At 62.8% G+C, this 13,444-nt stretch carries 11 protein-coding genes; 5 read left to right on the top strand and 6 right to left on the bottom strand.

Going from position 1 to position 13,444, the window contains the following annotated elements:
* Positions 1 to 75: 75 nt before the first annotated feature.
* On the bottom strand, positions 76 to 2,388 hold the full coding sequence (locus B0G73_RS09075; protein ID WP_116142601.1) for a DNA translocase FtsK: 2,313 nt from the start codon (positions 2,386 to 2,388) through the stop codon (positions 76 to 78).
* A gap of 344 nt (positions 2,389 to 2,732) precedes the next feature.
* On the opposite strand from B0G73_RS09075, the gene trxB reads away from it, so the two are divergent.
* From trxB to B0G73_RS09060, 3 genes are all read left to right on the top strand, one after another.
* Positions 2,733 to 3,734 carry a thioredoxin-disulfide reductase gene (gene trxB / locus B0G73_RS09070; RefSeq protein ID WP_106279950.1) on the top strand — a complete coding sequence of 334 codons (1,002 nt, stop codon included), beginning with the start codon at positions 2,733 to 2,735 and terminating at the stop codon, positions 3,732 to 3,734.
* 199 nt (positions 3,735 to 3,933) lie between these two features.
* The gene (locus tag B0G73_RS09065) at positions 3,934 to 4,692 is read left to right on the top strand and encodes a Smr/MutS family protein (protein ID WP_106279948.1); all 759 of its coding nucleotides are present in this window, start codon (positions 3,934 to 3,936) and stop codon (positions 4,690 to 4,692) included.
* 13 nt (positions 4,693 to 4,705) lie between these two features.
* Positions 4,706 to 5,326: a trimeric intracellular cation channel family protein gene (locus B0G73_RS09060; protein ID WP_106280433.1), complete on the top strand. Its 621-nt coding sequence runs from the start codon at positions 4,706 to 4,708 to the stop codon at positions 5,324 to 5,326.
* Between the two features lie 69 nt (positions 5,327 to 5,395).
* On the opposite strand, the gene fliD is transcribed toward B0G73_RS09060, so the two are convergent.
* Positions 5,396 to 6,904, bottom strand: coding sequence for a flagellar filament capping protein FliD (gene fliD, locus B0G73_RS09055; RefSeq protein WP_106279946.1), 1,509 nt, complete (start codon positions 6,902 to 6,904; stop codon positions 5,396 to 5,398).
* Positions 6,905 to 7,181: 277 nt separating this feature from the next.
* On the opposite strand from fliD, the gene B0G73_RS09050 reads away from it, so the two are divergent.
* On the top strand, positions 7,182 to 7,841 hold the full coding sequence (locus B0G73_RS09050) for a glutathione S-transferase family protein (protein ID WP_106279944.1): 660 nt from the start codon (positions 7,182 to 7,184) through the stop codon (positions 7,839 to 7,841).
* 136 nt (positions 7,842 to 7,977) lie between these two features.
* The gene (locus B0G73_RS09045; protein ID WP_106279942.1) at positions 7,978 to 8,895 is read left to right on the top strand and encodes a LysR family transcriptional regulator; all 918 of its coding nucleotides are present in this window, start codon (positions 7,978 to 7,980) and stop codon (positions 8,893 to 8,895) included.
* An 82-nt stretch (positions 8,896 to 8,977) separates the two neighbouring features.
* Here B0G73_RS09045 and B0G73_RS09040 read toward each other — a convergent pair whose 3' ends face one another.
* The 4 genes from B0G73_RS09040 to B0G73_RS09025 all read right to left on the bottom strand — a co-directional run bounded on the left by B0G73_RS09040 (position 8,978) and on the right by B0G73_RS09025 (position 13,426).
* Entirely contained in the window at positions 8,978 to 10,093 is a 1,116-nt protein-coding gene (locus tag B0G73_RS09040) for an ABC transporter ATP-binding protein (RefSeq protein WP_106279940.1), read from the bottom strand.
* 103 nt (positions 10,094 to 10,196) lie between these two features.
* The gene (locus B0G73_RS09035) at positions 10,197 to 11,054 is read right to left on the bottom strand and encodes a carbohydrate ABC transporter permease (protein ID WP_106279938.1); all 858 of its coding nucleotides are present in this window, start codon (positions 11,052 to 11,054) and stop codon (positions 10,197 to 10,199) included.
* Complete coding sequence (locus B0G73_RS09030) at positions 11,044 to 11,982, bottom strand: carbohydrate ABC transporter permease (protein ID WP_106279936.1); 939 nt, start codon at positions 11,980 to 11,982, stop codon at positions 11,044 to 11,046. The genes B0G73_RS09035 and B0G73_RS09030 overlap by 11 nt, the downstream gene beginning before the upstream one ends.
* Before the next feature lie 196 nt (positions 11,983 to 12,178).
* Positions 12,179 to 13,426, bottom strand: coding sequence for an ABC transporter substrate-binding protein (locus tag B0G73_RS09025; RefSeq protein ID WP_106279934.1), 1,248 nt, complete (start codon positions 13,424 to 13,426; stop codon positions 12,179 to 12,181).
* Positions 13,427 to 13,444: the final 18 nt, after the last annotated feature.

Below are 13,444 nucleotides of genomic sequence, written 5' to 3'. Positions count from 1 at the left end.
CCTTGCTTTCGGTTGCGCTAAACAGGCGCCGCGTTTCGCGGCCGAAGGCGCATTTGCCGCCTCGCTGCCCGCGGTTTACTCCGCTTCCCGCGCCGGCGCGAGAATCTCGCGATTGCCGTTCGACGACATCGCCGACACCACGCCCGAGTTTTCCATCTGCTCGAGCAGCCGGGCCGCACGGTTATAGCCGATGCGCAAATGCCGCTGCACCAGCGAGATCGACGCACGGCGGTTCTTCAGCACGACGTCGACCGCCTGGTCGTATAACGGGTCCGACTCGCCGTCGCCCGATCCGGTTCCTCCGGCGCCCGCGGAGCCTTCGTCGCCCTCGCCCGTCACGCCGCCTTCGAGAATGCCCTCGATGTAGTTCGGCTCGCCCTGCTCCTTGAGTTTGTCGACCACGCGATGCACTTCCTCGTCCGACACGAACGCGCCGTGCACGCGCACCGGCAAGCCGCTGCCCGGCGGCAGATACAGCATGTCGCCCATACCGAGCAGCGATTCCGCGCCCTGCTGGTCGAGAATGGTGCGCGAGTCGATCTTCGACGACACCTGGAAAGCCATCCGCGTCGGCACGTTAGCCTTGATGAGGCCGGTGATCACATCCACCGACGGACGCTGAGTCGCCAGAATCAGGTGAATGCCGGCCGCGCGCGCCTTCTGCGCGATCCGCGCGATCAGTTCTTCGACCTTTTTGCCGACCACCATCATCAGGTCGGCCAGTTCGTCGATCACCACCACGATGTTCGGCAGACGCGTGAGCGGCTCCGGATCGTCCGGTGTGAGGCTGAACGGATTCGGCAGTTTTTCTTCGCGTTTGGCGGCTTCGTCGATCTTGTTGTTGTAGCCGGCGAGGTTACGCACGCCGAGCTTGCTCATCAGCTTGTAGCGGCGCTCCATCTCAGCGACTGCCCAGTTGAGCGCGTGACCGGCCTGACGCATGTCCGTCACGACCGGACACAAGAGATGCGGAATGCCTTCATACACGCTCATTTCGAGCATCTTCGGATCGATCAGGATCATGCGGACCTGCTCGGCGCTCGCCTTGTAGAGCAGCGACAGGATCATCGCGTTGATACCGACCGACTTGCCCGACCCCGTCGTACCCGCCACCAGCAAGTGCGGCATCTTCGCGAGGTCGGCGCACACCGGCTTGCCGCCGATGTCTTTGCCGAGCCCCATGGTCAGCGGCGACGCGGCATCCGCATAGACCGCCGAGCCGAGAATCTCTGAGAGGCTCACGGTCTGACGACGCTGGTTCGGCAACTCCAACGCCATGAAATTCTTGCCCGGAATGGTTTCAACCACGCGAATCGACACGAGCGACAGCGAACGCGCGAGGTCCTTGGCAAGACCGACGATCTGGCTGCCCTTCACACCGGTGGCCGGCTCGATCTCATAACGCGTGACCACCGGGCCGGGATACGCCGCGACCACGCTCACTTCGACGCCGAAGTCCTTGAGCTTCTTCTCGATCAGGCGCGAGGTGAATTCCAGCGTATCCGCGGAGATAGTTTCCTGCGCGACGGGCGCGGCATCGAGCAGCGAAATGGGCGGCAAGGTGGAATCGCCCGGCAGGTCGGTGAAGAGCGGCACTTGCCGCTCTTTCTCGACACGCTCCGACTTGGCCGGCGTGACGACCGGCGGCACGATCATGACCGGCTCGTGCTCCTCGATCCGCACGCGGCCCTTCTCGACCTTGCCCTCGCGCTTGACCGCAGCCGCTTCGCCCAGCTTGCGGTCGCGGCCGGCCTCGCGGCGCAGCTTGGCGAAAGTCACCGCGGAAATGATCGATTCGCCGACCTTCTCCGACACGGACAGCCACGAGAAACGGAAATACAGCGACAAACCGATGCCGAGCACGATCAGGAGCGCCAGCGTGCCGCCCGTGAAGCCCAGCGCATGCGACACGCCACGCGCGACGGCCTCGCCGATCACGCCACCCGGCGCGCGCGGCAACTGCACTTTCAGCGACCACATGCGCAGCGCCTCGATGCCGTCGCAGGCCAGCAGGACCAGCATGAAAGCGAACGCGTCGGCGAGCCAGCTCTCGCGCGGCACGTCTTCCTGCTCTTCCTCGTGATGGGTGATGCGCTTGTAGTTCGCGGAGATATGGCGGCCGAGCAGCACGATCCACCAGTAGGCGGACAGGCCGAACAGCAGCAGCAGGATGTCCGACGTCCACGCGCCGACGCGGCCCGCCCAGTTGGCGATATGGTCCACCTGCGCGGCGTGGGTCCAGCTCGGATCGCGCCGGCTATAGCTGACGAGCGCCATGAGCAGGAAAACGCCGAGCGCCACCTGCAGGATCCAGCGGATTTCGGTGAAAAGGCGCGACATGCGGTGCGGCAATGCCTGCGCGCTCGCGGAATAGGGAGCTTTTGCCATTGATCCTGTTGCGTGTGTGCCCGGTGTGTGCCCGGCTCCGGCCTGAGTCGTGCTTAAGCCTCGCCCAGCGCGGCTTCGGGCCCGATCCCGGCTTCCGGGAACTTCGATCCGGCCTATTGTAAACGCAGTGTCCCGCGCGAGGCTGTAAATGACGGTAACTTGGCCGTTTGGCCACAGAAAGGTGTGGCGAGGCCCGCCGCCGACGCTATCGGCGTGATCGGAAAGCTTCATGGAGCAGGCCGGCGCCCCGCCCTTTATAATGTCGCGCTGATACCCATCTATAGTTTCAGCTCAAGTCGCGCGGCCTCGCATGGGCGAGCCGGGCGCCGTAAAAGGATTCGATCATGCCTGCAACTTCCACGAAACACGCCAAGGTTCTGATTCTCGGTTCCGGTCCCGCCGGCTACACGGCGGCGGTCTACGCGGCGCGCGCCAACCTCGCGCCGGTGCTTGTCACGGGTCTGGCTCAAGGCGGCCAGCTCATGACCACGACCGACGTCGAAAACTGGCCTGCGGACCCCAACGGCGTGCAAGGCCCGGAACTGATGGGGCGCTTCCTGGAGCACGCCGAGCGCTTCAACACCGAAATCATTTTCGACCACATTCATACGGCCAAGCTCGATGAGAAGCCGATCCGCCTGATCGGCGACTCGGGCGAATACACCTGCGACTCGCTGATCATCTCGACCGGCGCATCGGCGCAGTATCTCGGCCTGCCGTCGGAAGAAGCGTTCATGGGCAAAGGCGTGTCGGCTTGCGCCACCTGCGACGGCTTCTTCTACAAGCAACAACATGTGGCCGTGATCGGCGGCGGCAATACCGCGGTCGAGGAAGCGCTCTATCTGTCCGGGATCGCCAGGAAGGTGACCGTGATTCATCGCCGCGACAAGTTCCGCGCCGAGCCGATCCTGATCGACCGTTTGCTGGCAAAGGAAAAGGAAGGCCTGGTCGAGATCAAGTGGGATAGCACGCTCGACGAAGTCACCGGCGACCAGTCCGGCGTGACCGGCCTGCGCATCAAGAACACAAAAACGGGTGCCACCGAAGACATCGCGCTGCAAGGTCTGTTCGTCGCGATTGGCCACAAGCCGAACACGGACATTTTCGCCGGCCAACTGGAGATGAAGAACGGCTACATCATCACCAAGGGCGGCCTGAACGGGTTCGCGACCGCCACCAGCGTGCCGGGCGTGTTCGCCGCGGGCGACGTGCAGGACCACGTGTACCGTCAGGCGATCACCAGCGCCGGCACGGGTTGTATGGCTGCGCTCGACGCGCAACGCTACCTGGAAACCATCGACGAGATGGTCGGCGAGCACGCGATGAGCCAGGAAGCCGAGCGTTAATTCACGGCGGCGGCCGCGCCAGTCTGCGAACCGCGTCGGCAGACTGAGTGCAACGGTAAAATGGCGGCTGGGCATCGCCCGGCCGCCCGCTTGAAAGAAGGCCGCGGCTGCAAAGCCGGCGGCCTTTTTGCATTCAGGTCTTCCGGTCGCCAGGAAACGTCGCGCGACCGATCTCCTTTCTCTGCCTGTTACTAGCGATATGCCGAAGAATCAGCCTCACCCGAGCGAACCGAAGCGCGCGCGAGCCGTCGCGCGGCCCGCGCCCGAACCGGCTGCGCCTGCCGTCAAACCGAAGCTCGATCCGGCGGCCGGTCTCGCCGGCCTCGGCGCATTGCGCGACGCGCTCAAAGTCGACACGCAACGGCGCGAGCGTGAAAGGGTAGCCGCTGCTGCCGCGCAGCGTGAAGCCTCGGCGGACGCCGATCTGTTCCGCCGCGAGATCGGCTCCGTCGCGCCGCTCGCCGTGCCGCCGCGCGCCACGCAGCCGCGCAATCCCCCGCCGCCGCTGCCGGTACAGACCAAACTCGACGAAGAAGCCGTGCTGCACGAAGCAATCTCGGACGAGTTCGATCCCGAGATTCTGCTCGAAACGGATGAGACGCTGTACTACTGCCGCCCCGGCGTGAGCCAGGAAGTCGTGCGCAAACTGCGGCGCGGCGACTGGATCGTGCAAGCGCAAATCGATCTGCATGGCATGCGGCGCGAGGAAGCGCGCGAGGCGCTGGCCGAGTTCATCCGCGAATCGGTGAAGCGCGGCTTGCGGTGTTTGCGCGTGATTCACGGCAAGGGCTTGGGGTCGATCGGCAAGGAGCCGGTGTTGAAAGGCAAAGTGCGCGCGTGGCTCGTGCAGAAGTCCGAAGTGATCGCATTCTGCCAGGCGCGTCCGCATGACGGCGGCGCCGGCGCGGTGGTCGTGCTGTTGCAGCCGGGCGCTGCGCCGGCTCACGCCAAAGCCTGACGGAGCCACGGTGATCCATCCAAGGCTGACGCTCGCGCTGACCATCATGGAGGCGCTGGCGATTTTCGCGTACGCCATTTCAGGTTTCATCGAAGCCAAAACCCGCCGGCTTGATGCCGTCGGGACATTTCTGGTGGCGATCGCCACGGCTTTCGGCGGCGGCACGTTGCGCGATGTGCTGCTGGAGAGGCGGCCTTTTTACTGGGTCGAACATCAAGGCTATCTGATCGCGATCTTCGTTATGTCGCTATTCGCGCCGACGCTGTTGAAGATGACCTCGCGGCTGTTTTCAGAGCGGGTTCTGCTGGTAGCCGATGCGATCGGGCTGGGACTGTTCAGCATAGGCGGCACATCGATCGCGCACGACGCGCAGATGCCGTGGTTCACCTCGGTGATGATGGGCGTGCTGACGGGCGTTTTCGGCGGCGTGATCCGCGACGTGCTGTGCAATGAAGTGCCGCTGATCCTGCGCGATTCGCGGCCGTATGCCACGTGTGCGTTCGTGGGCTGCTGGCTGTACGTGCTGCTGGATTACATCGATTTCGACACGGTGTATAGCGTGTTGATTGCCACCGCTTTTATCCTGCTCGCGAGGTTGGTGACGTTCAGGTTCAATGTGCGTTTGCCGCATTGACTGACGCGGCGTGGCTCGCGAGGTCGCACGGCGCATTGCCCGTAAACTGCAACGCGCCGCGCTTCAAACTCACTTGTTGGTCGCCAACGCCCCCGCGCTCTTCGAGCCGCCGAACAGCGCCGTCAGATAGGCCGAATTGTTGTTCATGGTCGCCATCAAGGTGTTCAACGCGGTGAACTGACTCTGATACTGCTTCGTCAATTGCGTGGAGTAATCGCTGAGCCTGGTCTGTTGCGCGGTGACACTCTTCAGGTCGGCATTCAACGCGGTATTGCGCGTGTCGATGATGCCGCCCGTCCGCGTGAACTCGTTGATGCTCTTGTTCAACTTCGCGCCGAGACCATCGGTCGAGTTGAATAGCGCGGCAACCTGCGCCGGGCTGGTATTGAGCGCGGTAGTGAGTTTCGCGTTGTCGACCACCAGCGTGCCGTCCGCCGGATCGCCTTTCAGCGTGATGCCGATGTGCCCAAGGCTCACCACCGACGTGCCCGTACCCACCCCGCCGCTCACGATCGACGCCAGCGCGTTCTTGACCGTCAACAGCGTGGAATCGCCGAGCAACGCGCCGGCCTGCTTCGACGATTTGTCGTACGAGGACAGCTTGCTGATCGTGGTGACGACGGTGTTGTACAGGTTGGCGAAATTCGTGATGGCCGTGTTCTGCGCGGTGGTGTCCGGCGCGATGGTCAGCGTCTGCGGATTGTTGACCGAAGTGCTCGACAGATTCAGCGTGACGCCGGCAATGGCATCGGTGACGGCGTTGTTGGCGCTGCGCGCCGCGATTCCGCCGATGGTGAGCAGCGCGTCCTGCGCCACTTCGCTCTGATGCCACGCATTGCCGGCATCCGACGACACGATCGTGGACGCCCCGCCGTTCGCGCCGGGCGTCGACGTCACGCCGAGGCTCGACAGGCCTGCGTCGTTCTGGACGTTGCTAGTGGTCACGTTGATCGTATTGCCCGAACCGGTGGCCGCCGAGCGCAGCACGAGGTGAGCGCCGCCGGTGCCGGTCACGATCGTAGCCGTGACGCCGGGATTGCTGGACGCTTTGTTGATCGCGGCGGCGATGCCGCTCAGCGTGTTGTTGGTGTTGTCGATCGAGACATCCATCGACTTGCCGCCGACCGAGATGCTCAACGTGCCTGTGCCGAGTTGCGTGGTCGCGCCGAACGCCGCCGAAGACAGGCTTTGCGACGAAGCGATCTGCGTCACGTCGATCGTATAGCTGCCGGCCACCGCGCCGGGGCCCGCTTTCGGGTCAAGGCCCTTGGCGCTCGCGGTGGCCGCGAAGGTGGACAACGTCGTTCCGTCCGACAGGTTTTTGATCGCCGCCTGCAAGGCGGACAAGGCCGAACTGAGCGCGCCGTAGGCGGATAACGTGGTGTTGTCGCTGGTCTGCCTGGCTTGCAACGCCGCCGCCTGCCCCGCCGTTTTGGCGTTGACGAGTGCCGAGACCAGGGTCGAGACATCCATCGACGAATTGCCGGTCGAACCGCTGATGATGGATTGCGCTGCCTGCTGAACCTGGCTCTGCGCGTTGGCCGTCGCGCTGTTCACCGAGGACGTGATGCTGGACATGTGAAGCTCCCCGTGCGTCGAATTATTCGTTTTTGGTTGAGTGACGCCCCGGGCTCGTTGCTAATGCGCCGTCTAGCCGGTCACGTCGCGGTCTCTTACAAAGTTTTCAAATGTTACACCATCTTTCTTGATGGCTTTGTGACGTTTTAACGTAGCGAATGGTGATGCCAAGGGTCGTGGCTGTCGATTTGCGCGGCTCCCACTCGTCGTGAGATAAAACGGTCGCTCCGGCCGTTTTCGTGCCACAGCAACTCACCAACCGTCCAAGGTGACCACGATGACCCTGAAGCTCTACGCCCATCCCTTCTCCTCGTACTGCCAGAAGGTCCTGACCGCGCTCTACGAAAACGGCACGCCGTTCGAACTGCGCCTACTGGCGCACGACGACCCGCAAGTCATGGCCGAATTCGCCGCGCTCTGGCCGATCAAGCGCTTTCCGGTGCTGGTGGACGGCAGCCGGACGGTAATGGAGGCGAGCATCATCATCGAGTATCTGGGCCTTTATCACGCCGGGCCGGTTCAACTCCTGCCGGCCGATCCTCGCGCGGCGCTGGAAGTGCGCAGCATGGATCGCTTCTTCGACAACTACATCTCGACGCCGCAGCAAAAGATCGTCTACGACAGCATGCGTCCTGAACCGGAGCGCGACCGGCAAGCCGTCGCCGATGCGCGCGCCATGCTCGATACCGCGTACGGCTGGCTGAACAAGGTGATCGCGGAGCGCGAATGGGCGGCCGGCGACACGTTCAGCCTCGCCGATTGCGGCGCCGCGCCGTTCCTGTTTTACGCCGACTGGACGCACGCGATCGGCCCGGCGTTTCCGCACGTGCTCGCCTACCGGAAGCGCCTGCTGGCGCGGCCGTCGTTCGCTCGCGCGGTGGACGAAGCGCGGCCCTATCGTTCGTATTTCCCGCTCGGCGCGCCGGACCGGGATTGAAGGCTACGGCGTGGCCGTGTCGCGCAAAAGACGAGCGTCCGCGCCACGTCGACCCTAACGGTTTGCGACAACAAATTTCCCAGCCTATACACTTCACTTCGAAACCTACTTCCGCCAATCAACCTTAAGGCAAAACATGGACCGTTTCGAAGCCATGGAGATATTTACGCGTGTGGTCGAGGCGAACAGCTTCACCAAAGTATCCGAGTCGCTCGACCTGCCGCGCGCCAAAGTTAGCCGCACCATCCAGGCGCTGGAGGAACACGTCGGCGTGCGTCTGTTGAATCGTTCGACGCGCCAGGTCAGCGTCACCGAAGACGGCGCGCTGTTCTACGAGCGCTGCGTGCGCATCCTCGCTGAGGTCACCGATGCCGAGTCGTCGCTGTCGAACAAGCGCGAAAATCCGGCCGGCACGATCCGCGTGGATACGTCCGGCACGCTGGCGCGCGCGCTGCTGCTGCCCGCGCTCGACGATTTCTACCGGCAATACCCGGAGATCGACGTGCGGCTCGGCCTCGCCGACCGCAACATCGATCTGATTCAGGACGGCGTGGATTGCGTGATCCGTATGGGCACGCCGGAAGAGTCGAGTCTCGTCGCGCGGCGCATCGGCCAGGCGCGCATTGTCACGTGCGCGTCGCCGGCATATCTGGAGAAACACGGCGAGCCGACCACGCTCGAAGAATTGAGCGAGCACCGCGCGGTCAACTACGTGTCCGCGCGCACCGGCAGGACGTTTCCATTCGAATACGAGGTGGACGGCGATATTGCCAAGGTGTCGTTAAAGAGCGTGCTCGCTGTCAACGACGGCAGCGTCTATATCGGCGCGGCGGCGCTCGGTCACGGCATCATCCAGCCGTCACGCTTCATGGTCGCCGATCTGATTGCGCAAGGCGCGCTGAAGGAAATCCTCACCGGCTATACGAGCCCCGGCACGCCGCTTTCGGTGCTGTATGCGCATCGCCGCAATCTGAGTTCGCGGCTGCGTGCTTTCATCGAGTGGGTGACGGAACTGGCGCGCAACAATCCGGATCTGCGTATTCCGGAGCAGTAAGCCAAGGTCGCCGCAATGAAAAGCCCCATGCGTCTTGCAACGCATGGGGCTTTTCTCTTCTCATGCAATCGGACTTTCGCGATCAGGCAATCCGCTCTTCGTTCGACGGATCGAACAGCACCGCCTTAGACGTATCGAACAGCAGCGTCGTATTCGCCAGCGGTTGCGGATTCGACGCCGGGTGCACGCGGCTCACAATGCGCTTGCCGTTGACCTGCGCGAACACCAGCGTATCCGGACCGGTCGGCTCGATCACGTCGACCTTCACTTCGATCGGCTGCAGCTTCGCGTTGTCGCCGTGTGCGCCGCGCGCGTCGGTGATGCGCTCCGGACGCAGGCCGAGAATCACCTCACGGCCCACGTGCGACTTCACCTTCGCCGAGTCGAACGGCAAATTCACCGCCGTGCGTGCGACACCCGTATCCAGCTCGACCGCCACGCCCGCGCCCTGCTCCACCAGCTTGCCCTGAATGAAGTTCATCGGCGGCGCACCGATGAAGCCGGCCACGAACAGGTTCGACGGCGAGTCGTAGATGTCCTGCGGTGCGCCGAACTGCTGCACGACGCCGTCTTTCATCACCGCGATGCGGTCGCCGAGCGTCATCGCTTCGATCTGATCGTGCGTCACGTAGACGATCGTCGTGCCGAGGCGTTGATGCAGCAGCTTGATTTCCGAGCGCATCTCGATACGCAGCTTCGCGTCGAGGTTCGACAGCGGTTCATCGAACAGGAACATGACCGGATCGCGCGCCAAGGCACGGCCCATGGCCACGCGCTGACGCTGGCCGCCGGACAGTTGGCCCGGCTTGCGGTCCAGCAGATGGGTGATCTGCAGCGTGTTCGACACGCGGTCGACAATCTGCGTCTGCTCGTTCTTCGGCACCTTGCGGATGTTCAGACCGAACGAGATGTTCTCGCGCACCGTCATGGACGGGTACAGCGCGTACGACTGGAACACCATCGCAATGTCGCGATCTTTCGGCGACAGGTTGTTCACCGTCTTGCCGTCGATCTGGATCTCGCCCTTGGTCACGGTCTCGAGGCCGGCAATCATGTTGAGCAGCGTCGACTTCCCGCAGCCCGAACCGCCGACCAGAATCAGGAACTGGCCGTCTTCGATGTCGATATTGACACCCTTCAGAACCGGCACCCCGTTCGGGTAAGTCTTGTACACGTCACGGATGGAAAGGCTTGCCATGCTGTGAATCCTCTTGTCTCTGGTACTGCTTGAAAACTTTGTCGGGTGACGGCGGCTTCGAATCGAACAGAAGCCGCCGCGCTCGGATGATTTAGCCTGGCCTTTAGCCCTTCACCGCGCCGGCCGTCAGGCCGCGCACGAAATAGCGTCCGGCGATGATATAGACCAGCAGCGTGGGCAACGCGGCGATGATCGCGCCGGCCATGTCCACGTTGTATTCCTTCACGCCGGTCGAGGTGTTCACGAGGTTGTTCAGCGCCACCGTGATCGGCATCGAATCGACGCCGGAGAACACGATACCGAACAGGAAGTCGTTCCAGATCTGCGTGAATTGCCAGATCAGGCACACCATGAAAATCGGCAGCGAGACCGGCAGCAGAATCTTCGTGAAGATCGTGAAGAAACCCGCGCCGTCGATACGCGCCGCTTTCACGAGTTCAGCCGGAATGCTGACGTAGAAGTTGCGGAAGAACATCGTGGTGAAGGCGATACCGTAGATCACGTGCACCACCACCAGACCGGTGGTCGTGTTCGACAGGCCGAGAAAGCCTTCGAAACGCGCCATCGGCAGCAGGATCGCCTGGAACGGAATGAAGCAGCCGACCAGGATCATCGTGAAGATCGGATCCGCGCCACGGAAACGCCAGTGCGTGAGTACATAACCGTTGAACGCGCCGATGATCGACGAGATCAGCACGGCGGGAATCACCATGCGCACCGAGTTCATGAAGAACGGCTGCATGCCGTCGCAACGCACACCCGTGCACGCGCCGCTCCAGGCCTTGATCCACGGATCGACGGTCCAGTGCGTGGGCGGCGTGAGCAGATTGCCGGTGCGGAGTTGATCGATGTCCTTGAACGACGTGGACAGCATCACGTACAGCGGGAACAGGAAATACAGGGCGAACAGGAACAGGGCCGCATAAATGACGGCACGGCTGATCGTCATCTTAGGCTGCATTGCGGGTGCTCCTCGATTCCAGATACATGAGCGGCACGAGCACGGCCACGACAGTGGCGAGCATCATCATCGACGATGCCGCGCCGACGCCCAGCTGCCCGCGATTGAACGAAAACGTGTACATGAAAATAGCCGGCAGCGACGACGACGTGCCCGGACCGCCCGCGGTCAATGCAACCACAAGGTCGAACGTCTTGATCGTGATGTGGCAGAGAATCAGCAGCACGGAGAAGAACACCGGGCGCATGCTCGGAATCACGATCTTGCGGTAGATGGTGGGCAAGCCCGCGCCGTCCATCTGCGCGGCTTTGAAGATTTCACCATCGACACCACGCAAGCCCGCAAGGAACAGCGCCATCACGAAGCCGGTGGACTGCCACACGGCCGCGATCACGACGCAGAAAATCGCCTTGTCCGGATCGCCCAGCCAGCTGAACGAAAAGCTCGTCCAGCCCCAGTCGTGGAATACTTTTTCGAGGCCGATGCTCGGCGTCATGATCCATTGCCACGCCGTACCCGTCACGATGAACGACAGCGCCATTGGGTACAGGAACACGGCGCGCAGCGCGCCTTCGTTGCGGATCTGCTGATCGAGCAGGATCGCGAGAAACAGACCGAGACCGATACAGATACCGATGAACGGGATGCCGAACCAGCCGAGGTTCGCAGCCGAGGTCCAGAACACATCGTTATCGAACAGTTCGCGATAACGATCGAGACCGACAAATTCATAACGGGGCATCAGTCGCGAATTGGACAGCGACAGATAGCCGGTAATTGCAATGAAGCCATAGACGAAGATCAGGCTGATCACGACGCTGGGTGCGAGCACCAGCTTCGGAATCCAGCGATCGGCAAGGGCCGCCATGGGCGACGCGCGGCGGGCGGCGCTAGCCGTTTTCCCGTTTCCGCTGATAGAAGCAGTCACTACTCGACTCCTGCTGAAACTGTACCGCCGGGAGATTCACGCCTGACAGACGCGAGGCCGCAACGGCATAGGTGTGACTCTATGAAACCAGGGGTGAAGCCGCTTGTGACCAGTGCAACCAGTGCAATCAGCGACGTGAAGGGCGCGCCCGGCGCCCGTTGCTGAACCGCCGGGCGCGCCGCTTCGCTTACTTCACTTACTTGGTCTTCGCTGCCTTCGCGAGCGCGGCAACTGCGCTCTTCGAATCCTGCTGCGAGTTCATGAACTTCGTGACCACGTCCGAGATCGCGCCGGCTGCTGCATCCGGTTGCGCCATGCCGTGTGCCAGCGAAGGCACATAGCCGCCCGACTTGATCGCCACTTGTTCATCCGCGTACGACTTCTTCGCGCAGTCGTCGAACTTGGCCATCGACACGCCCAGACGAACCGGGATGGAACCCTTGTTCAGGCTGAACTGCTCCTGGAAGTCCGGCGACATGATCGTCTTGGCCAGCGCGAGCTGACCCGGCGTGGCCGCCTTCGCGCCCTTCTGCTGGAAGAACACGAACGAGTCGACGTTGAACGTGTACGACTTTTCCGTGCCCGGCACCGCGGCGCAGATGTAGTCCGAGCCCGACTTCTTGCCGGCGTTGGCGAATTCGCCCTTCGCCCAGTCGCCCATGAACTGCATGCCGGCCTTGCCGTTGATGACCATGGCCGTTGCCAGGTTCCAGTCACGGCCCGTGCGGCCCGCGTCGAAGTAACCCTGGATCTTGCGGACCGTGTCGAACACGCCGACCATCTGATCCGACGTCAGCGTCTTCTCGTCGAGGTCGACCAGCGCCTTCTTGTAGAAGCCCGCGCCTTGCGACAGCACGACGTCTTCCCACAGCGTCAGGTCTTGCCACGGCTGGCCGCCCATCGCGATCGGCTGAATGCCCGCGGCCTTCATCTTGTCGGCCACCGCGAAGAACTCAGGCCACGTGGTCGGCGCCTTGCCGCCTGCCTTGTCCAGCGCTGCCTTGTTGATGTACAGCCAGTTCACGCGGTGCACTGAGAACGGCGCTGCCACGTAGTGACCGTCCGCGTGCATGATCTTGTCGATTTCCGGCGGCAGATTCTTCTTCCAGTCGCCCGCGACGGAGTCGATCGGCACCAGCACGCCTTGCGACGCCCAGTCCTGGATCAGCGGACCCTTGATCTGCGCAGCGCTCGGTGCGTTGCCCGAGATGACCTGCGTCTTGAGTGCCGTCATGGCAGCCGCGCCGGCGCCACCCGCAACCGCGAAGTCCTTCCACGTGTAACCCTGCTTCGTCATGTCGTCCTTGAGGACGCCGACGGCTTTCGATTCACCGCCCGAAGTCCACCAGTGCAACACTTCGACCGACTCGGCGGCTTGCACGGCCGAGACGCCACACATCAGACCTGCGGCGCACAAAGCGCCCATGATCGCGCGAAATTTCATTGCTTATCTCCTCCAGAC

This window comes from Paraburkholderia sp. BL25I1N1 (assembly GCF_003002025.1).
Lineage (GTDB): Bacteria > Pseudomonadota > Gammaproteobacteria > Burkholderiales > Burkholderiaceae > Paraburkholderia.
The sequence above is the reverse complement of the archived record's forward strand: the minus strand, read 5'-3'. Positions and strand labels throughout refer to the sequence as shown.